Raw genomic sequence first — 19,791 nt, forward strand, 5'->3', positions numbered from 1 at the left:
GAAGGGACCATTAACTAAAAGATGGAGAGCATCAAAACGTGAGAAAAAGCAAAAAGTACAATTTTAGAAACTATTTCAGTGACCAAAAATGAATCCTAAATCTGTCAAGCTATTTCAGGGTGATACAGCTTTTTTAGGCTGATTTTGCGGAGGTGTACCGATTTAAACACTATCTTATTTCGGTACGCTTTTAGATATTCGTCTCCCCTTGATTTAAATAAGGACTTTGGGGAGCCCAGCCCCAAACACACAGTAGTCAATGTAGGTAATCAAAAGACCTTACCCTTCTTGCCCACTATTCAAAGGGGTGCATTTCAATTTTACGCTGCTTGTATTAGTAGCTGCGTGACAGAATTCTAATCATTAGACCTTTTACTGAATAATTTGTAATTCATCCGATTCAGATTGGTTTTATAGTACTCCAAAAGTTTTGCAGGCTCGTTTTTGGTTTCAGTGGACAACTTTTTGATTTTCAATATATGTTGATGTCATTTTGTTACCTGCGGCTTGACCCATCTGAATCATATTCCCGTCAATAGATGCATATACATGGCAATCGTTTTTTTCGCTTATCAGCCGAGGTGCCTTTTTTCAAGCTAGCGTGCATAATTTGCCCTTCAAGTTCTGTTCAAATTTTGGCAAAATCCTCCTTAGACTGTAAATCTGTTAGTTTGTCGTATTGTGTGTTAGTAAGGACAAGAAATTCTTTGCGAGTCATGTCAGTAAAAATTCATATTTTTACTGAAAAAGCGAAGTTAATCCAGCTAATACGTGAAGATATATGGTTTTTTTACCGGTATAGCGCGAAAAACGGAGTTTTAAAATGCACCCTTTTAAGGGGGTGAATCAATAAGTTTGTATCTAAAGTACTTACGCAAAATTAGGTGAGACTTTCCAAACGGTCCGCCGCGCGGTTTTGGGCTTATACTATTGATAATCAGAGGGGTTATAAACTTGGAAAGTCTATTTTTGCTCAATTACTTATACTATTCTTTAAATTAACGATGATTATTGGCATTGGCGGATGCAGTCGCTCAGGAAAAACAACCTTAGCCGAAACCTTAGTTTGGCACTATCGCACCCAAAATAAAACGGCGATTGCGCTTCATCAAGATGATTTTGTAAAAAAAATAAAAGAGCTTCCGCTGATTCAGAATCAAGCAGATTGGGAACATCCTGCTTCTGTTGACTTTGCGCTTCTCCAAAAAGCGATTATGTTTTTCAACGAATCGTTTGATGTGGTAATCTTGGAAGGAATACTCGTCTTTGCAGATGCTCAGATGAATCTGAATTATGATTGTTGTTTTTTTACCACTATCTCAAAAGAAACTTTCTATAAACGACGATTGGCCGAGACGCGTTGGGGAAAAGAGCCTGAGTGGTTTCTTGAACATGTGTGGGAAAGCTTCTTAAAATATGGTCAGCCGCCATTGAATATAGAAAATATGATGGTCTTAGATGGGGAAAATCCGTATCAAATGGAGAAAATAGAGGAATTTTTGCGACATATTGGCAATGGTCAGTAAATGAATAGTCATTTTGTCAGTAAAAAATGCAGTGGTATGTTGTTTGAACTATTCTAAGCAACAAGCCAACTAGCAAGATGAAAACGAAAATAGAAATTCCCCAAGATATTTTGACCGCCATAGATTTTGCCAATACCACAAATGGTGGCATGAGCGAACCTCAAGTTGTGGTTGCGCAACAAGAAGAAGGATATGATGTAAAAATAAAGGCAGCGGGCTTAGAAGCCGATAGCTTTCAGGTTGATGTGTTGAACAATCGATTGTGGGTGTATCATTTGTTGCCTCTATTTGCGGAGCGTCCAGATGGTATGGACAATCTACAGACTGTTCGTACGCTTGCCAATGTATTTTTACCTAATGATGTAGATTCAGAGCGCATTACGGCACGGTATGATTTTAAATCTCAACAGCTTCATATCCATTTACCTCATAAATATACCACCCGCAATTTCCGCCGACACATAGATATTGAATATTAAAACTAAAGAGGTCAAATGCTTAGCATTTGACCTCTTTAGTTTTTTGGGTTATGATATGTTATTTCTGTAGAATTTTGAACTCAACCCGACGGTTGACTTGCCGGCCTTCCTCGGTGGTATTGGGTACTTTAGGCTTCGATTCTCCATATCCTTTGCTTTGTACTCGGTCGGGTTCGATACCTTTTCCAATAAAATACTCTCTTACAGAATCAGCACGATCCTGAGAAAGTTTGATGTTGGCCGCATCACTTCCGACATCATCGGTATGCCCTCCAATTTCCAATACAAGCCCTGGGTTTTCGTTGAAAGTGAGCACCATACGGTCGAGTTCTGGGTTTGATTCTGGTCTGATTTCCGCTTTGCCAGTATCAAAAAATAAGTTGTTCAAAACCCCGACTTCATTTACTTGAATAGGCACAAGCGTGAGGTTGGTACCCGCTACTTCTCTATAATCTTTGACATTTGTTAAGTCAATGTTTTTTGCTTCCGCAATAAAATCCTTAGCCACCGCTCTCACACCATATTTCAAGCCTTTGGGCAGTACGATTTTGTATTCTCCCGTTCGTGGGTCAGTTTGGGCAGTTCCGACTTCCGTACCATCAGCCAAATTTTCGTAAATGATGCGAGCTTCGATAGGTTTTCCGGTTTTGGTATCTAATACTTTTCCGCTCAGCATTACGACTGGTTCGGGAGCAGGTACGATAGGAGGGGCGCTTGGTTCGTCGGATTTGATTTTAATCCTGACAATGTCTCCCTTGCCGAGCGTATTTTTTTTAGAAACCAAGTAGGCATAATCGCCCGCTGCCGTAATGGTATAATAAGCGTCATAACCATCCGTATTGATAGCGGGGCCTAGATTGACAGGTTTAGACCAAATTTTCCAAGATTTATCGATTCGTTTGGTATAATAAATATCATTGCTGCCTTGCCCGCCCGTACGGTCGCTCGAAAAATATAAGGTAGCCCCGTCGGAGGCCAAGAAGGGAGTAGTTTCCGTAAAATCATCCGTATTTACGTCTAAACCAAGGCTTTGTGGTTTGGTCCAAGTACCGTTTTTTTGAAGAAAACTCACATAAATATCATCTTTCGTGCTACGCTTTTTTTCGCTAAAAGCCATCAAAAGAGTTTTGCCATCATTCGACAAAAATCCACACATGTATTCGCCTTTGCTCATACTTTCGAGATTGGGAATATTGAGTTTTTGAGGTGCCGACCATCCATTAGCGGTACGTTTACTAAACGAAAACCCGCGTGTTTGATAAGCCCCTTTCTCATAAGCTCCCATAATGAGGAGGGTATTGCCATCGGGAGTGACGCTATATGCGCAGTTGTATTCTTCTTTGTTGAGAGGTTGGGTCATGCGGCGAGCCAGCCCCCATTGGTTGTTTGCTAATTCTGAATACCAAATGTCCTGACTTCCTTCGGGGCCGTGCGCATTTTGGGGGTGACTTACTCGGGCAAAAAACAAAGTTTTACCATCGGGAGAAATAACAGGGTTAATTTCGTTATATTCAGAATTGACGGAATTACCTAAATTTTCGATTTTAGGCTGAGAAAATCCCACAAAAGACTCAAAAAGTAAGACAAAAAGAAGTGAGCTTGGCTTCATTATAATTCACAAGTTAATGCATGATTTCACTTGAAAGAGCTAATTTCATACCATTTTAACGAATTTGCATTTAAAATTGATATTCTAATTGATTTTACTCCCAAACTTTGTGTAGAATCTAACTAATAGCTATGGAATCAATCCCATCTAAAGAGCCGACACCTGCGGCAGAATTGCCCCCCAAATATTATTTAGAATACTTTTTGTTTCTGGTCGAATTTGTTGAAAAGCTGTATGGTTCCATTTTAAATGAATCGGAAAGGCAACTCATTGATGATTTTCGAGCTTTGTCCGAAGATGCTCAATGTCTTTTTGTGAGGTTTAGCAATAGAAAAGGGCTCTTTTTTAGGACTGCCAAGCTGAAATATCCTGAAATAGAGGATATTCCTGCGGCATTGTATGAGCTAGAAGAGAAGGGTTTTATAGAAGCACTTACCCCCAAGCACGAGCCTTACGCGGAAGAGGTGGTAAATTTGTTTACCAAAGAAGAATGGGTAAAAATGGCTCCTCCTTCGGAGCTTTCTCTCAAACCCCTCAAAAAAGCAGATTTGATACGGTATCTGACGCATACTTATACGTTTGAATTGCTCGTAAATCGTATTGAAGATAATGTCATCAAAGTCAAATATGAGGTAGAGGTAATGATGCTAAAGTTCTTGTTTTTTGGCAACCGCTACGCCGATATGACCGAATTTGTGATAAGAGATTTGGGGAAGGTCAATTTTGAACGCTATCGAGACGACGCCTATACCGCACGCTTTGCTACTCGACAAGAGGCAGAAGACAAACTCATGGTATCTCTCACGGCGGAGCAGTTTTATGAAATGCAAGAAGAAGCCACACCAGCCGAAGAAATTTTTGATTGGTTTATGAATTGGCAAGCTTCGATTGGGCACTTAGGCGAAGTAGCACAGCCTTCTTATATAAAACTAATCAATAGAGTCGCAGCTTACCTCGAACGCCAAAAGCTTCCTGAGCAAGCCCTTACGGTGTATCAGCTTACTGACCATATTCCTTCCAGAGAGCGGCGGGTTCGGTTGCTACATCGTATGGGATTTGTAGAAGAAGCCATCGCGCTTTGTGAAGCCATAGCCCATGACCCTCAAAATGCCGATGAAAGATTTTTTGCCCTAGATTTTCAGGAAAAAATAAACAATGCCAAGAAAAAGGTCCGTAAGAGTGTTACGCGATTTTTGAAAGAATCAGATAGTGTAACAATCTCCCCTGATTTTCGGCATCGTGTGGAGCAGGGAGTCGCAGAGTATTTTGTCTTGAATGGTAAGCAAGCTCTTCATGCCGAAAACTACCCTTGGCGGGGATTATTTGGACTTATTTTTTGGGATATCATCTATGATACCAATGTACAAGCGATTCATCATCCGCTTCAACGAATGCCTTCTGATTTTTACCAACCTGATTTTTTTCGCAAAAGAGCGCCTCAAATTCGAGAAAGGTTATCACAACTTGAGTCTGTTGAGATGATAGCTCAAACTTTAGAAAGCACTTTTATCGAAAAGTTTGGGATTGCCAATGTCTTGGTAGATTGGAATGAAATTTTGCTGGAACTTGTAAAGCTAATAGCCCTTCACTTGACGCCCTTACAAACCCGGGCCATATTGCTAGAAATTGCCACCAATCTCCGAGAGAATACCCGTGGCTTTCCAGATTTGATGGTTTGGGATGAAAATGGATTAGAACTTGTAGAAGTAAAGTCACCTACCGATCACTTGTCGTCGCAGCAGCTACATTGGATGCAATTTATGGCAGATTTAGGAATCAAAGCACGTGTACTGAGAGTAGAGTGGGGAGATACAATAGAAACAGGAGACCTCTCTATTACCTAAAAAGAGACCTCCTGTGTTGTTATTTATACTTTCAAAAATACTTTTTTCTTGTACAAAAACCACAACATTAGCCACTCTACTATCACATACCCAATGGCGTAGAATACCTTTTGGTAAGGCTCAGAGAAGTACTTAACGATGCCTCTAAAGAGTCGCTCTGAAGTGTATTCAAAATCAATGAAATGTTGGGCCATGTAAATTAAAATGGAATTCATACCAATCACTGCCAGTATCCAAGCGTATCGATTCCAGCCTTGGATGTCGATAATCCAGTAAAAAATAGCTAACAGAATCAAGCTCCATCCGCCTACAGTCATCACAAAAGAGCTAGTCCAGAGGTTTTTGTTGATGGGAAAAACATAATCCCACAGTTTGCCGATGATGAGGAAAAGAATCCCGCCTATAAATAAGATGAGCACTTTTTGTTGGCGCGTAGTGGAGCGCTCATCTGCTCGAAGTAAGTTGCCTGCAAAGATACCAAGTAGGCCAGTGGCAATAGCAGGTATAGTCGAAATCAGTCCTTCGGGGTCATGAATATCACGATGCAAATGCCCCGGTATAAGCATATAATCTAAATAACTAACGGGATTGCACTCAATGGTCATATGACCAGCACCACATCCAGGCACTGGTACCAACATCACAAAAGCCCAATAGCCAAGCAAAAGTCCTACAAACCATATGTATTGGGTACGAGTATTGGTATAGAGATAAATAATCTGAGCAAACATCCCTGCTAAGCCTATACGTCCTAGCACACTCGGAAAACGCATGTCTTCTAAGGGTCTGATTTGAAGACCATTGTTGTAGATAATACCTAATAAAACCAGCGTCAATCCCCGTTGAATTACTTTACGAAGCAATTTGTTGCGGTCGTCGCCGCGTTCGAGACGAGAACCCAACGAATAAGGTGCCGATACGCCCGCCAAAAAAAGAAATAAAGGAAAGATAAGATCGTAAGCTCGAAATCCATTCCATTCGGGATGGGTGAGTTGCTCGGCCATAATGATAGCGCCTGTCCATCCAGTGGCTTTGGCGAGTAGGTGAAATATTTCTTCACCCCCTGCAATCCAAAACATGTCAAATCCCCGTAGGGCATCCAAAGAAAGCAACCGATGAGAACCTGTATCGGTAGAAGGTTTAGTCATAAAAGAAAATGATAGGTGGTTAAGAAAAGTACTTATTGAAGAACATCTGCATCGCTTTTTTAGTAATACGACAGATTTTGTATGAAATACTATCTACTAGCCTTCAAATTTTGAAGTTATATGAGAGCCATCACAATAGGGCTTATTGCTTGATTGTCCACAACGGCAAAATGCCGTCACTTTAGACTTCTTAGACTCATTGCCTTGGGTATCCTTGACGGTCAGATTCCCATATACAAGGAGTGGTCCATTGGGTAGCATTTCTACAACTGTATTACCTTCTACTGTAGCTTCACCTTCTATTTCTGCATTCATATAATAAGAAAGTGCTCCAGAAGGACATTTTTTTACTTGACCTATGATAGCTTCAGTAGTGTCTCCTTCGATAGTTACCCAAGGGCGTTTATGGCGGTCAAAAACAGTAGGAAGACCTTTAAAACAACGGGCGGAGTGAATACACATATGAGGTTGCCATACCACTGTTACTTCCTCGTTTGTGTATTTTTTGGTGATTTGATTTTCCATTTATCGTAGATTTTAAGTGAAAAAGAAAAGCCGTAAAAAACAACGAAATCTAATCAAATTCCACTTAAAATCTAGTAGCGACCGAAATTTAGGCGGGCATGCCCTCTTTCATACGTTCGGCGTTTTCAGCAATGCGAAGTTGCTCAATAAAATCGCCAATTTCGCCGTCCATTACGGTTGGTAAGTTATAAACAGTATATCCGATGCGGTGGTCGGTGACGCGGCTTTGTGGGTAATTGTAAGTGCGGATTTTGTCGGAACGGTCGCCACTTCCTACCAATGACTTACGCTGAGAAGATACTGCGTCATTTTGTTTTTTCAATTCCATTTCGTAGAGTTTCGAACGTAGCATATTCATGGCTCGCTCGCGGTTACCGTGCTGACTACGCTCTACCTGACAAACCACCACTATACCCGTAGGTTTGTGAGTGAGTTGCACTTTTGTTTCTACTTTGTTGACGTTCTGTCCACCGGCACCCCCTGACCGTGAAGTAATGATTTCGATGTCGGCAGGGTTGATTTCTACTTCTTCTACGTCTTCTACCTCAGGAAGCACCGCCACGGTAGCGGCTGAAGTGTGCACTCTCCCTTGTGATTCTGTTACAGGCACGCGTTGTACGCGGTGAGCACCCGATTCAAATTTGAGCTTACCATACACATCTTCGCCTTCAATACTCGCGATGATTTCTTTGTAGCCTCCCGTACTTCCTTCGGTAAAGTCCATGATTTCCATGCGCCAGCCCATGCGGTCACAAAAGCGCTGATACATTCTGAACAAGTCTCCCGCAAAAATCGCTGCTTCATCGCCACCTGTACCGCCTCTGACTTCAAGAATTACATTGTGGCTATCGTTAGGGTCTTTGGGAATCAACATTTCTTTCAGTGTGGCTTCCAGTTCTTCGGCCTGAGGCTGAAGTTCAGAAAGTTCGGCTTTGGCCAAGTCGCGCATATCTTCGTCGCTTTCGGTAGCGAGGAGTTCTTTTGCGCCTTCAATATCACTCAGTACTTTTTTATAAGCTTGGTATTTTTGGACAATTTTATCCAAGTCTTTGTATTCTTTGCTCAATTTTGAGAAGCGTTTTTGATCCGAAACTACTTCGGGCTGCACAATCTGCTGGGCTACTTCCTCAAAACGCTCTTTTATGGCCTCTAACTGTTCTAACATCGGTTGTCAATTGGTTAATTATGAATCAGTCAATGAAATACATCCCCAAACTGATTTAAACCACAAAGTTACGATTTTAACTCTATACTTAGATAGATTTTCAATGAGTGTGTTTTACTTTAAACAACACCTTAAGGTATATGGGAGAGGTATCATCTATTTTCTATTTTTTTAGACTTTTTTTAGTCATTATTTTTGAATAATAGTATGCTTGCATAATATTTTTTTCTACTTTTGACTTTCAAAAATATCCAATAGTATCCTTAAAATTGATAACTACATACATGAACCGGAGTATTAAAAAAGTAGCCGTCTTAGGCTCAGGCATCATGGGGTCGCGTATTGCGTGTCATTTTGCCAACATTGGTGTAGAAGTATTGTTGTTAGATATTATTCCCAAAGAATTAAATGCTGCCGAACAAGCCAAAGGACTTACCCTTGAGCATCCTGCTGTGCGCAATCGTATTGTGAATGATGCTTTTCAAAATACGCTCAAAGCTACGCCTGCGTCTTTGTATAGTCCCAAGTTTGCAAGTCGTATCAAACTTGGAAATTTTGACGACAATCTAGCCGAAATCAAAAACTACGATTGGGTATTAGAAGCCATTGTAGAAAGACTAGATATCAAACGCTCATTGTTTGAAAAGGTGGATGCGCTGCGCAAACCAGGTACTTTAATCACCTCCAATACCTCAGGTATTCCGATTCATTTGATGGCAGAAGGTCGTAGTGAAGATTTTCAAAAACATTTTTGTGGAACGCACTTCTTTAATCCACCACGCTATTTACGTTTGTTTGAAGTGATTCCAGGCCCCCAAACTAACTCTAAAATCATTGATTTTTTGATGCATTATGGAGAGTTGTTTTTGGGTAAAACAACAGTTTTGTGTAAAGATACGCCCGGTTTTATTGCCAATCGTCTAGGCATTCATGCCCTAGTTCAGACGGTGCGCATAGCCGAAGAAATGGGTTTGACGGTAGAAGAAGTTGATAAATTGACGGGTCCCGTAGTAGGCCGTCCCAAATCGGGAACGTTTCGTTTGTCGGATGTAGTGGGGCTTGATATCACCGTTAATGTATCAGGGAATTTAGCCAAAATACCCCACGATGAATCGCGGGCCGATTTTAATATCTCGCCTGTTATAGCTCAACTCATGGAAAGAAAATGGTTGGGAGATAAAACAGGACAAGGATTTTATAAGAAAACAAAAGATGAAAAAGGCAAAACGTTGATTTTAGCTTTGGATTTGAGCACACTCGAATACAAACCCTCGGTAAAAGTAAAGTTTGAGACGCTCGAAAAAACAAAGACTATCGACAATCTCAAAAAACGTTTTGGGGTGTTGCTCAAAGGCACCGACAAAGCGGGGGAGTTTTATCGGCGTACCTTTGCCAGTAGTTTCCGCTATGCCTCATTGCGTATTCCCGAAATCTCTGATGAGCTTTATCGCATCGATCAAGCGATTTGTGCAGGATTTGGCTGGGAACTTGGTATTTTCGAAACCTGGGATGCCGTCGGTGTACAAAAGATGGTAGAAATCATGGAGTCGTTGGAGGCTAAACCTGCTCAGTGGGTGTATGATATGCTAGCGGCTGGCAACGAAAGTTTTTATAAAGTAGAAAATAGCCGTAAGCTTTACTACGATATTCCTTCTCAGTCTTATAAACCTATTCCTGGTCAAGAGGCGTTTATCATTCTCGAAAACAAATCGCAAAATATCATTTGGAAAAATGCGGGCGCATCTATTTATGATTTAGGAGATGGTATTGCAGGAGTAGAATTTCACTCCAAAATGAACACTTTTGGGGCAGAAGTAGTAGAAGGGCTCAATCGTGCCTATGCGGTAGCCGAAAAAGATTTTCGAGGACTTGTGGTCGGAAATGAATCCAACGAAGCGTTTTCGGCAGGAGCCAACTTGGCGATGTTGTTTATGTTTGCTATCGAGCAAGATTATGACGAAATCAATCTGATGATTGCGCAGTTTCAGCAAACCATGATGCGGGCGCGGTATTCGTCGATACCCGTAGTGGTAGCACCTCATACCTTGGCTTTGGGAGGAGGATGTGAGCTGAATCTGCACGCCGACAAAGTAGTTGCGCATGCCGAAACTTACATGGGATTGGTCGAATTGGGTGTAGGATTAATTCCAGCCGGAGGAGGTACGAAAGAAATGGCCTTGCGCTGTTCAGATTTGTACCAAACTGGTGACCCTGAGTTGAATATCTTGCAAAATGCTTTTATGAATATCGCTCAAGCGAAAGTTTCTACTTCGGCCCAAGAAGCCGTAGAAATGAATTACATCAAAGCAGACCGTGACCAAATTGTACTGAATCGTAGCAGATTGATTGCAGAAGCCAAACAAGCCGCGGTTGATTTGGCCGAAAATGGTTATACTCAACCCAAGCATCGCACCGATATTAAAGTCCAAGGTAAAACGGGTATTGCCCTCTTTAAAGCGGGAATAGCTAGTATGCGTATGGCCAATTACATCACTGACCACGATGCCAAGATTGCGGATAAGTTGGCTTATGTGATTTGTGGGGGAGACTTGAGTTATCCACAGCAGGTGACAGAGCAGTATCTCCTTGATTTAGAGAGAGAGGCATTTCTTTCTTTAACAGGTGAGAAAAAAACCTTGGAGCGTATGCAAGGATTGCTTACCGGCGGAAAACCTCCAAGGAATTAATTCAGAAGATTTGAGTTTTTATACAGTCACGGTGCATTTGCGCCGTGACTTTTTTAATTTTGGGTAAATACACTTTGATATGAAAAACCTTTTACCAATACTCCAAAACATTGCTCAACACCTACCTGACCAACTTACCGATGCTGATAAAGAAACCTTGGAGAATATATACCAAAACTCTCTCCAAGACCTTGACCATCCAGAAGCCATGTTTGGTTTTGTATTGGCCAAAGCGATGCGTCAGCATTTATCAGGTGGACAGTCCAACGAACATATTTATCTTCAAAAATTTGAAATACCCCAAATTCGATTGTTCGAGTTATTGATTCAACAATTGCCCCTTGCTTCGCTTACTCAAACTTGCGCTAATGCGCTTTTAGTGTTGAGTTTGAAAAAATTTGAGAATCCTGTATTAATGGATATTGGTATTGGCACCGGAATGCAAATAGTGAATGTGTTGCAGGAGTTGGCAAAACAGCCTGATTGTCAGATAAAACAATTGACGGTGCTAGGGGTAGAGCCATTTGCGGAGGCACTTCAAACCGCCCAACACAATCTCACAAATCTATTACTTCCTTTTAAGGTCAACTTTGTTTCTCATCAGGCTTTGATTGAAAACATGACCTTTGTCCAAATAGAGACGTTATTACCCACACATTATGATACTTTGGTAATCAATGCCTCCTTTGCGTTGCATCATATACAGAAAGCAGCCGACCGCGAAAAAGTTTTTAGTTATATTCGGAAGTTATCACCAGAGGTTTTTATCTTGTCAGAACCCGTATCTGACCATTTTGAGCCTCACTATGGTACTCGTTTTCGCAATGCAGCACTTCATTATGGGTTAGTTTTTGAAGTGATAGATACATTGGAAATTACACCTAAAGAAAAAGCGGCTCTAAAACTTTTTTTTAGTCGGGAGATAGATGATGTATTGGGCCAAGCCGAAGAGCTCAGAGTAGAAAAACAATACGCTACTTCACAATGGCTACAACTTTTCAAACAAGCAGGATTTGTGCTCCAAAAGCCTCTTCAATCGTTTGAAACTCAAGAGATGCAGGAGGTAGTATTGAAGGTAGATTTATCTGAACATTATGCCGTGGTTTTCAAAAATGAGGAAATAACTAATGTATTTTATGCCCAGCCATTTTAACCCTAAACTTTCGCTATGATTTCTCGCCGCCAATTTTTACTTGCTACTTCTCTCGTGCCTTTTCTACAAAAAGAAAGGCAAATCATGACTATCAACGGGGCAATGAGTACTAAACAAATGGGAAAAACACTTATCCACGAACATCTGTTAGTAGATTTTATTGGAGCAGACCAAATCCACTCGGGACGCTGGAATCGGAAAGAAGTATTGGAGGTGGTATTGCCGTATCTATTGGAAGTAAAAAAACAAGGCGTAAAAACACTCTTTGACTGTACACCTGCATTTTTGGGAAGAGATGTAGTTTTACTGCAACAAGCAGCTCAAGCAAGCGGCCTTCAAATCCTAACAAATACGGGATACTATGGAGCAGTGGATAATAAATATTTACCCAAATGGGCATTTGAAGAAACCGCAGAGCAGTTGGCCGCACGATGGTGCGCCGAATTTGAAAAAGGAATAGAAGGAACTACCATAAAACCAGGTTTTATAAAAATAGGCGTAAATCCTGCTCCCCTTTCTGACCTTCATCGGAAGCTTATACGTGCAGCAGGGCTCACCCATCTCAAAACAGGGCTGACTATTTGTTCACATACTGGACCAGCCGTAGCGGCATTTGAAGAAATAGAACAACTACAACAGCTAGGGGTGCATCCTAGCGCTTTTGTGTGGGTACATGCCCAAAATGAAACAAACAAAAACTTTTATACCAAAGCCGCTCAAATGGGGGCTTGGGTAAGCTTAGATGGGATAGGATGGGGAGACTGGGAAAAATATGCTATATGGCTTGATTTGCTCAAATCCAACAAACTCTTGCATAAAGTGCTGATTTCGCATGATGCAGGCTGGTATAAGCCTGGAGAGGAAAGGGGAGGAGAGTTTGTAGGGTATAGCTCTATTTTTGAGAAATTATTTCCGATACTTAAGACAAAGGGATTTGACAATGGCGATTTTGAGCAATTGTTGGTTCACAACCCTGCTGAAGCTTTTAGCCTTAGAGTAAGAAAAATATAATAACGTCAGAATTCTTCCTCAAAAATCACCGTTTGGCTAGTGTTTTAGCCACTGATAAAGACTTTGTTTGATTACTTGGTAATACATAGTACCTTTGAATCAACAATAACAGCCAAAGAAACAAAAAAAACAGTCATTAAAACATTTTAAATACCTAAAGCCATGACAACGAAACAATTGCACAGAATCCCTTCGGAAAGTAAAATAGGTGGTGTAGCCGCTGGTTTAGCCGATTACTTTGGGATAGATATTACTTTGATGCGTATTTTGTGGATAGCGTCTTTTTTCGCTTTTATTCACGTACCTGTCATCATTATTTACATTGTTTTTTGGGCTATCATGCCTAAAGGTACTCGCCAAAATACTACATCTAACCTAGTAGAAGTGCCTCAGAGTTAAAAAAGAATCAATAAAAAAAGCCGAGCATTGCTCGGCTTTTTTTATTGATTCTTTAGTTTATTGACAAGCCATCCGGTCATTCGTTCGTGCTGCTCAGGATAAGTCCAGTGACCTGTTTCGAGAGCTAAGTACAAATCTTTGGGCGCTGAAATCACATTGTAAGCCGCATACATAGAAGTAGGAGGGCATGTCTCGTCATTGAAACCCCATGAATAATAACCAGGGACTTTGACTCTACGAGCAAAATTAACGACATCATAATAGCCAAGCGTGGTGATTTTTTCTGGTTTATTATTGTAGGCAAGTGCATTTTTGTCAAAGTAATGAGGCCATCCACCCGCTCTTCCTTTCAAATAGCCAGTTACATCCGATAAGGCTGGATAAAAAGCTCCCAACCATTTGACCCTATTATCAAGCGCCGCCGTAATGATAGACAAAGCACCACCTTGACTCCCGCCTGTTACGGCGAGATTAGTACCATCAAATTGTGGCAAACTTGTCAAGAAATCATTGGCACGAACACAGCCAAGATAGACGCGTTTGTAGTAAAAACGGTCACGATCATCAGAACCGTAGTTCATATAGCCATTAAAAGCACCTGCCCCCAAATCTAGATAAACAGAGGGGTCCATTGTAACTGGAATGCCATGAATCCCGATTTGTAACGTAATGATTCCTTTGGTAGCATTGGCAATGTCTCCTGCATACGCTCGTACCCCCGCGCCTGGAACATGCAAAAGTGCGGGATATTTACCTTCTTTTTTTGGAACACACAAAATCCCATACACCCGTGCTCCCATCCGGAAGTTTTGCAAATTGAGGTGATACACATTCACCGTTTCGGTACAGCGTTCGGGAAGTAGGGTCATTTTAGCATCCATGGGGATTTTGGCTAAATCTGCCTTAGCGGTTTCCCAAAAAGTATCAAAATCTGTAGGGTTTTCAACAGTGGGCTTGATAGTAAGAGGCTCAAAACCAGCCGTTGCCAGATTTTTGTATTCTTTACCGTCAATTTCTGCAATAGCAATACATCTTAAAAAACCACTTGTTTTCATTGTTCCCCCATCCAAGGTAATAGCCCCAGAAGGAAGTGTAATGGTTTCTTTTTTTGTAGGTTCCATTTTTTCTGGCCCAATTTCATAACGAATACGGGCATTTTTGACCAAGTTACCATTTTGAAGAACCGAAATCGTAAACTTGACATTTTCTCCTGTTTTGTAAGTCCAGTCAAAATGATCAGGAGCTACTATTACTTTATAGAGTTTTTCGGCAGGCTGTGCCCAAACGGTAAAGACACTGAGAAGGTAAATAAATGATAAACTAACTCTTTTCATGGGATATACGGATAAAGAAGTAAAAGATTAAGGAGCTGATAAACATAACCAAAAGACGAGGTCTCCATTTTTCTAAGCACAATTTGTACATTTGTCGCATTAAACCTAAAAAGAGTAACCTTGTCTTCTTCATCTATACGTATTGTGGTGCTGCCGGATGCTGGCGCCGAAAATCCTTTTCAATATGAGATGGTAAATTTTCTGAGGCAAAACCAAATGGAGGTTGTTATTGGTGAAAAATACGCCTTGGGAAGTACATATCAGGCCCTAAAAAAGCATAAGCCTACGTTTTTGTACTATGATTGGGTACACAGTTTTATTATTGGAAAGAGCTTTGGATGGTCGTTGCTAAAGTCGCTGGCTTTTGTTGTAGAGATTCTCATGGCCAAAAATATTTATAAAGTAAAGATTGTACACACGCTTCATAATCTTCAAAACCATGCGGGAATTTGGCTGGGCTTAGAACGAAAGATATATGGTTTTTTTCTTAGACAATGTAATCATATCAGAGTGTACTCAGAAGAAGTAAAACGCCAAGCCCTCTCTAAATTTGGGCTAAAAGAGCAGAGAGTATTAGTGATTCAAGATGTGCCGTATCATTATTATTATCCCAACCTAGTGGACAAACAAACAAGTCGAAAAAATCTTGGTATTGAAGAAGATAAGTTTGTGTATTTGTTTTTTGGAGAACTGAAGCCCTATAAAGGAATAAAAGATTTATTAACCGTGTATGGGGAGTTAGAAGAATCAAAAAATTGTCTTATAATTGCAGGGAAAAGTTACGATACCCAATACTGGGAACAGCTAACAGCAAAAGCGAAAGATAATACTAACATTCAATGGTTTCATCGTTTCATTGAAAAAGAAGAAGTACAGTTTTTTTTCAATGCTGCCGATGTAGTGGTTTTGCCCTTCATGCGAATCGACCATTCGGGGTCTATTGATCTAGCGATGTCTTTTAGTAAGCCCATTGTAACTTTGCGAACCGATGCCACGGAGCGTTTATTGGGCCACCAATTACCATTACTTTTTGATAACCACCGTTATTCCTTAAAAAATTGTCTACAAATTGTGAGAGAGAGCGATTTGGAGTCAATAGGAAGACGAAACTTTGAAATAGCTGATACCACAAATTATCAAGACCTTGTGAAGCTGTTTAAGCTGTAGGGAAGGTGTTGTTGTTTGATGTCTGTTGCTGCTAAGCCACACCGATTTTGTTAGTTGCAAGCCACACCATCAAATGATGCTAAAGACACCCAATCGTATGTTTACACATGATACCCTACAATTACTTTGTCCTAGGTCAGCTTCGTAGTGTGCGGCTCCAAATGCGAAGCATTCCTTACCGGTTAGGAAACAAGGTCCAATGCCCTATTTGTGGGCGTAGATACAAGGCTTTTATGCCATTTCGTTATCGGGCCAATGCTTATTGTCCAAGTTGCAAGTCTCTGGAGAGGCACCGTCTTGCTTACATTACTCTCAAGGAAAAGTTAGGCTTTTATGAAGCCCTTCCTAAAAAAGTACTTCATTTCGCCCCTGACATATGTTTATATGAGAGTATAAGGTCTCGACCTTATATTGATTATACTACGGCAGACAACATGACTACATTTACGAGTAGTATTACGGTGCGTCCAGATTATGTAATGTCTATCGACGACATTAAGTTTGAAAATGCTACCTTTGATGTGGTGATAGCGATTGGAGTATTGGTAATGGTCATTGACAATTCCAAAGCCCTTCAAGAGATACAGAGGGTACTCAAACCAGGCGGTTATGTAGTTTTACATGACCCTATTGATTACTCAAGAGCGCATTCCTTTTCGGATAAAGATATTTCTGCCGAAGAAAAACAGACGCTTTATCATGGACATGACCAGAGGTGGTATTATGGACAAGACTATGCGGATAGAATCAGAGCAGAAGGATTTGAAGTAGAGGAGATAACCGCCCAAAATGTTGATTATGAACGATATGGTATTCCTCCAAATGAGAGAATCTATGTTGCGACAAAGAAAAAATGAAGATTTTATTTTGTACAAATGCTTTTGAAAATGTAACCAATGGGCCGGTAAAGTTTGCCAATCTTATTTTGGAAATTAACGAAACTTTGCCAGCCCATGAGGTAAGAGTTCTGACAGAAGATGTGTCTGAAGAGCGGTTGGTGACTTTGAAATATGTTTATAAAGTAAGACTCAATATCCCCCGAATTTTAAAACCAATTGGGCAGATTTTGAGGTGGTTTGTTTACTACAACCACATAAAAAAAATTCAAAAAAGCTACGATTTTGATGTACTAGTATTCATCAATTCATTCAATGGAACATGGGCGAGTTTGGTTTCCACTAAGCCCACAGTAGGAATGATAAATGATGAAAAAAACATGCTCTCTACTTGGAAAAATTTCACTTTTAGTGCCTTATGGTTTAAAAGGTTTTTGTTTAAGCAATTTGAGCGGCTTTCAGCACATCATCACCAACTCATCATTGCCAACTCTCAGTTTCTAAAAAAACGAATTGAGACTACTTACAAAGTGTCCCCGGAGAAGGTCACAAAATTGTATAAGTCCATTGCGTTAGATGATGTTGAATTCAATCCTACCCGTAATTTTAAAGAACCCATCAAAATTCTATTTGTCAAAGCTGACTATTTAGTAGGCCAACTGCCACTTTTGGCCGAAGCCCTTAAACGCTTAGAGAAGTACCAATTTTTGTTGACAGTAATAGGGCCAGAACCTTGGTTTGAAGCGCATTTAAAGTCTTTTTTCTCCCAAATATTTCATGTAAAGTTAGAATACCTTGGTCCTCAGCCTCAAGACCGTGTCTATGCTTGCATGAGAAGTCATGATATTTTTTGTGTGCCTTCTTATACAGAAGCGTTTGGGGTAGCAAATATAGAAGCATTAGCGCATGGAATTTCGGTCATTAGCACATGGGTAGGGGGGATTCCTGAGGTAATAGACAATGGTAAAAATGGCTGGCTCATAGAGCCTTCAAATGCTCAGGATTTGGCCAATGCTATTGAAGAATGTATTCAAAATCCTACGCTTCGCTTAGAGAAAGCCCAAAATGGTAGGAATTTTATTCGAAAGTTTTCTAAAGACGAAATGTTACGCAACTTTGTAGAAATGCTCATGACTGTGGTAAAAGTATAGAGGAGTATCAAAAACAAAGAAAAGTATGCAGTGGCGTCATGTTTTTAAAAATCAGCAGCGGTGGGATTGGCACTTGGTCATGTTTTTTCTGAACGTATTTGCGGTTGTATATGGCTATGGACTACGTGGAGAGGCTTTTCAGGCCGCAAAAGTTTTGAGAGTGGGATTGGTAATGGTCTCACTAGGAAGCATTTTGTGGACTGGGCGCAATAAGAAATATTTATTTGACAGGCATAAAAGCTGGGTTCTATACATATTTTTGTTGCTATATTTTTTGGTGTCTCCTTTCAGTGTTGATTTTATACGTAGTTTACAACGACTCATTGCTTGGATTCCTTTTCTGATTTATATCAACTACTTTATTATTTATCTTTTTGAAAACTATTCTAAAGATGAGGCAAAAATTAAATTGCTTCAAATTTTTAGCCTAGCCTATTTCTTCCCTGTGCTAATTATGCTAAGCAATGGCGTCGCTTTTCAAACCGAAAATGCTTATGGTCAGAGTATTAGTAATTATAAGACAAATGTTTTGAGCTGGGCATGTACGGTATTTGTTATACTAAGTTTTGATTTGTATACTAATTACAAGATGCCTACTTGGCTTAAGTATACCTTTTTTGCAACGGGGGTGGTTACTTTGTGGGCGATTGTTTTGATGGGCTCTCGAAGTAGTTATGCGAGCTTAGGCCTTTCGACGATGATAGTGATTTGGCGGAGCAAGATTAGTTCTATCTACCTAAAAGGAGCTATCGGAGTTTGTATTGCAGGTTTTGCTTACTATATCATTACTAGCCCAAACTCAGTTGTAAATCTGCGTTCAGAGTACGCAACTATCCGAAATCAAAGAAAAGAGGTGCGGCTTGAATTGGCAGAGCATGCCTTTCAAATTTTTGAAAACAATCCCCGAGTCTTTTTTACTGGCTTTGGATTTGATAATTTTCAGGCAGGTTTGCAATATTATGCGGGTGTACAAACCGAATTAGCATCTCACAATTCTTATCTAGAAATCCTTTTTTCGGGAGGAGGTATCACGTTTGTTTTTTTTCTATGTTTTTTCGTTTTTAATGCTGCAATCAAATACTATAGGTTTGATAGTCAGTATTTTATATTTATGCCGCCTTTTCTTATTATTCCTTATTTTGAATCTAACCTCAATGCCGGACAGTTTCTGTTTTTTCCCTGGATGACTTTTTTGTTTTATTACTTACACGCCTCTTCCAATCAATATACATTGAGGCAAAATGGGTATGAAGAGCCCTTGAAAGAAGCTCATAGATGAAAAATCAAACCATGAGCTTCCTTGCTGACTATTTCTTTTCTTCTGTATTATCTCCTCCAAACAAACCTTTGATAAAGTCTGTTGCTTTGTCGATAGCTTCGCTTGCTTCTTCTTTCAAATCCTCAAATTTTTCTTGAGCTTCAGCCGCTAATTCTTCGGCTTTTAATTTTGCTTCTGCTAGAGCTTCTCCTGCCTCGGCTTTGAGTTCGGCGGCTTTTGCGGTGGCTTCAGCTTTGATTTCTTCTACATCAATGCTTTGAAGTTTTTCGGTGATTTCACCTTTAATTTCTTCATACTTTTCTTGAGCCTCAGAGGCTAGTTCTTGGGCTTTTGCTTTAGCTTGTTCGGCTGCATTTTTTAATTGGTCTTCCATTGGTTTTAAGTATTTGAGCGGTTAATAAAAGTATTATCACAAATTTAGACTAATACCAGTACGATTAGTAAGCAAAGATGTATTTTAATTTTCGCCTATAAATGT

The 19,791-nt window shown here is 40.2% G+C and carries 17 protein-coding genes; 11 read left to right on the forward strand and 6 right to left on the reverse strand.

Translation table 11 applies throughout. From position 1 onward, the window contains the following. Positions 1 to 1,004: 1,004 nt before the first annotated feature. Entirely contained in the window at positions 1,005 to 1,526 is a 522-nt protein-coding gene (locus tag P1X15_RS31105; protein WP_277342009.1) for a hypothetical protein, read from the forward strand. Positions 1,527 to 1,603: 77 nt separating this feature from the next. Next, positions 1,604 to 2,005 carry an Hsp20/alpha crystallin family protein gene (locus P1X15_RS31110; protein WP_277342010.1) on the forward strand — a complete coding sequence of 134 codons (402 nt, stop codon included), beginning with the start codon at positions 1,604 to 1,606 and terminating at the stop codon, positions 2,003 to 2,005. A 58-nt stretch (positions 2,006 to 2,063) separates the two neighbouring features. Here the strand turns inward: P1X15_RS31110 and P1X15_RS31115 are convergent, their stop codons facing one another. Further along, positions 2,064 to 3,614 carry an OmpA family protein gene (locus P1X15_RS31115; RefSeq protein ID WP_277342011.1) on the reverse strand — a complete coding sequence of 517 codons (1,551 nt, stop codon included), beginning with the start codon at positions 3,612 to 3,614 and terminating at the stop codon, positions 2,064 to 2,066. A gap of 131 nt (positions 3,615 to 3,745) precedes the next feature. Between P1X15_RS31115 and P1X15_RS31120 the strand changes: the two genes are divergently transcribed. Further along, entirely contained in the window at positions 3,746 to 5,458 is a 1,713-nt protein-coding gene (locus P1X15_RS31120) for a VRR-NUC domain-containing protein (RefSeq protein ID WP_277342012.1), read from the forward strand. A 23-nt stretch (positions 5,459 to 5,481) separates the two neighbouring features. Here P1X15_RS31120 and P1X15_RS31125 read toward each other — a convergent pair whose 3' ends face one another. The 3 genes from P1X15_RS31125 to prfA form a co-directional block, all read right to left on the reverse strand. Beyond that, positions 5,482 to 6,606 (reverse strand): acyltransferase family protein, encoded by a 1,125-nt coding sequence (locus tag P1X15_RS31125; RefSeq protein ID WP_277342013.1) that lies wholly within the window; start codon positions 6,604 to 6,606, stop codon positions 5,482 to 5,484. 96 nt (positions 6,607 to 6,702) lie between these two features. Continuing rightward, on the reverse strand, positions 6,703 to 7,131 hold the full coding sequence (locus P1X15_RS31130) for a (4Fe-4S)-binding protein (RefSeq protein WP_277342014.1): 429 nt from the start codon (positions 7,129 to 7,131) through the stop codon (positions 6,703 to 6,705). Positions 7,132 to 7,219: 88 nt separating this feature from the next. Beyond that, positions 7,220 to 8,296 (reverse strand): peptide chain release factor 1, encoded by a 1,077-nt coding sequence (prfA, locus tag P1X15_RS31135; RefSeq protein WP_277342015.1) that lies wholly within the window; start codon positions 8,294 to 8,296, stop codon positions 7,220 to 7,222. 284 nt (positions 8,297 to 8,580) lie between these two features. On the opposite strand from prfA, the gene P1X15_RS31140 reads away from it, so the two are divergent. The 4 genes from P1X15_RS31140 (at position 8,581) to P1X15_RS31155 (ending at position 13,546) form a co-directional block, all read left to right on the forward strand. After that, positions 8,581 to 10,983 (forward strand): 3-hydroxyacyl-CoA dehydrogenase/enoyl-CoA hydratase family protein, encoded by a 2,403-nt coding sequence (locus P1X15_RS31140; protein WP_277342016.1) that lies wholly within the window; start codon positions 8,581 to 8,583, stop codon positions 10,981 to 10,983. A 79-nt stretch (positions 10,984 to 11,062) separates the two neighbouring features. After that, entirely contained in the window at positions 11,063 to 12,136 is a 1,074-nt protein-coding gene (locus tag P1X15_RS31145) for a GRAS family protein (protein WP_277342017.1), read from the forward strand. Positions 12,137 to 12,151: 15 nt separating this feature from the next. Beyond that, on the forward strand, positions 12,152 to 13,147 hold the full coding sequence (locus P1X15_RS31150; RefSeq protein ID WP_277342018.1) for a phosphotriesterase: 996 nt from the start codon (positions 12,152 to 12,154) through the stop codon (positions 13,145 to 13,147). A gap of 162 nt (positions 13,148 to 13,309) precedes the next feature. After that, a complete protein-coding gene (locus tag P1X15_RS31155; RefSeq protein ID WP_277342019.1) occupies positions 13,310 to 13,546 on the forward strand; it encodes a PspC domain-containing protein in 237 nt (78 codons plus the stop codon). Positions 13,547 to 13,587: 41 nt separating this feature from the next. Here the strand turns inward: P1X15_RS31155 and P1X15_RS31160 are convergent, their stop codons facing one another. Further along, the gene (locus P1X15_RS31160) at positions 13,588 to 14,880 is read right to left on the reverse strand and encodes an acetylxylan esterase (RefSeq protein WP_277342020.1); all 1,293 of its coding nucleotides are present in this window, start codon (positions 14,878 to 14,880) and stop codon (positions 13,588 to 13,590) included. Between the two features lie 120 nt (positions 14,881 to 15,000). Between P1X15_RS31160 and P1X15_RS31165 the strand changes: the two genes are divergently transcribed. From P1X15_RS31165 to P1X15_RS31180, 4 genes are all read left to right on the forward strand, one after another. Further along, positions 15,001 to 16,047 carry a glycosyltransferase gene (locus tag P1X15_RS31165; protein WP_277342021.1) on the forward strand — a complete coding sequence of 349 codons (1,047 nt, stop codon included), beginning with the start codon at positions 15,001 to 15,003 and terminating at the stop codon, positions 16,045 to 16,047. Positions 16,048 to 16,154: 107 nt separating this feature from the next. Further along, on the forward strand, positions 16,155 to 16,904 hold the full coding sequence (locus P1X15_RS31170; RefSeq protein ID WP_277342022.1) for a class I SAM-dependent methyltransferase: 750 nt from the start codon (positions 16,155 to 16,157) through the stop codon (positions 16,902 to 16,904). Then, entirely contained in the window at positions 16,901 to 18,034 is a 1,134-nt protein-coding gene (locus P1X15_RS31175; protein ID WP_277342023.1) for a glycosyltransferase family 4 protein, read from the forward strand. Before P1X15_RS31170 ends, P1X15_RS31175 begins: the two co-directional genes overlap by 4 nt. A gap of 25 nt (positions 18,035 to 18,059) precedes the next feature. Beyond that, positions 18,060 to 19,313, forward strand: coding sequence for an O-antigen ligase (locus P1X15_RS31180; RefSeq protein ID WP_277342024.1), 1,254 nt, complete (start codon positions 18,060 to 18,062; stop codon positions 19,311 to 19,313). 28 nt (positions 19,314 to 19,341) lie between these two features. Here the strand turns inward: P1X15_RS31180 and P1X15_RS31185 are convergent, their stop codons facing one another. Continuing rightward, a complete protein-coding gene (locus P1X15_RS31185) occupies positions 19,342 to 19,686 on the reverse strand; it encodes a hypothetical protein (protein WP_277342025.1) in 345 nt (114 codons plus the stop codon). Positions 19,687 to 19,791: the final 105 nt, after the last annotated feature.

The organism is Runella sp. MFBS21 (assembly GCF_029433105.1).
Taxonomy (GTDB): Bacteria; Bacteroidota; Bacteroidia; order Cytophagales; family Spirosomataceae; genus Runella.

Coding starts and splice junctions, on each gene's coding strand:
- P1X15_RS31105 (WP_277342009.1), top strand. CDS start 1,005: ATGATTATTGGCATTGGCGGATGCAGTCGCTCAGGAAAAACAACCTTA.
- P1X15_RS31110 (WP_277342010.1), top strand. CDS start 1,604: ATGAAAACGAAAATAGAAATTCCCCAAGATATTTTGACCGCCATAGAT.
- P1X15_RS31115 (WP_277342011.1), bottom strand. CDS start 3,614: ATGAAGCCAAGCTCACTTCTTTTTGTCTTACTTTTTGAGTCTTTTGTG.
- P1X15_RS31120 (WP_277342012.1), top strand. CDS start 3,746: ATGGAATCAATCCCATCTAAAGAGCCGACACCTGCGGCAGAATTGCCC.
- P1X15_RS31125 (WP_277342013.1), bottom strand. CDS start 6,606: ATGACTAAACCTTCTACCGATACAGGTTCTCATCGGTTGCTTTCTTTG.
- P1X15_RS31130 (WP_277342014.1), bottom strand. CDS start 7,131: ATGGAAAATCAAATCACCAAAAAATACACAAACGAGGAAGTAACAGTG.
- prfA (WP_277342015.1), bottom strand. CDS start 8,296: ATGTTAGAACAGTTAGAGGCCATAAAAGAGCGTTTTGAGGAAGTAGCC.
- P1X15_RS31140 (WP_277342016.1), top strand. CDS start 8,581: ATGAACCGGAGTATTAAAAAAGTAGCCGTCTTAGGCTCAGGCATCATG.
- P1X15_RS31145 (WP_277342017.1), top strand. CDS start 11,063: ATGAAAAACCTTTTACCAATACTCCAAAACATTGCTCAACACCTACCT.
- P1X15_RS31150 (WP_277342018.1), top strand. CDS start 12,152: ATGATTTCTCGCCGCCAATTTTTACTTGCTACTTCTCTCGTGCCTTTT.
- P1X15_RS31155 (WP_277342019.1), top strand. CDS start 13,310: ATGACAACGAAACAATTGCACAGAATCCCTTCGGAAAGTAAAATAGGT.
- P1X15_RS31160 (WP_277342020.1), bottom strand. CDS start 14,880: ATGAAAAGAGTTAGTTTATCATTTATTTACCTTCTCAGTGTCTTTACC.
- P1X15_RS31170 (WP_277342022.1), top strand. CDS start 16,155: ATGATACCCTACAATTACTTTGTCCTAGGTCAGCTTCGTAGTGTGCGG.
- P1X15_RS31175 (WP_277342023.1), top strand. CDS start 16,901: ATGAAGATTTTATTTTGTACAAATGCTTTTGAAAATGTAACCAATGGG.
- P1X15_RS31180 (WP_277342024.1), top strand. CDS start 18,060: ATGCAGTGGCGTCATGTTTTTAAAAATCAGCAGCGGTGGGATTGGCAC.
- P1X15_RS31185 (WP_277342025.1), bottom strand. CDS start 19,686: ATGGAAGACCAATTAAAAAATGCAGCCGAACAAGCTAAAGCAAAAGCC.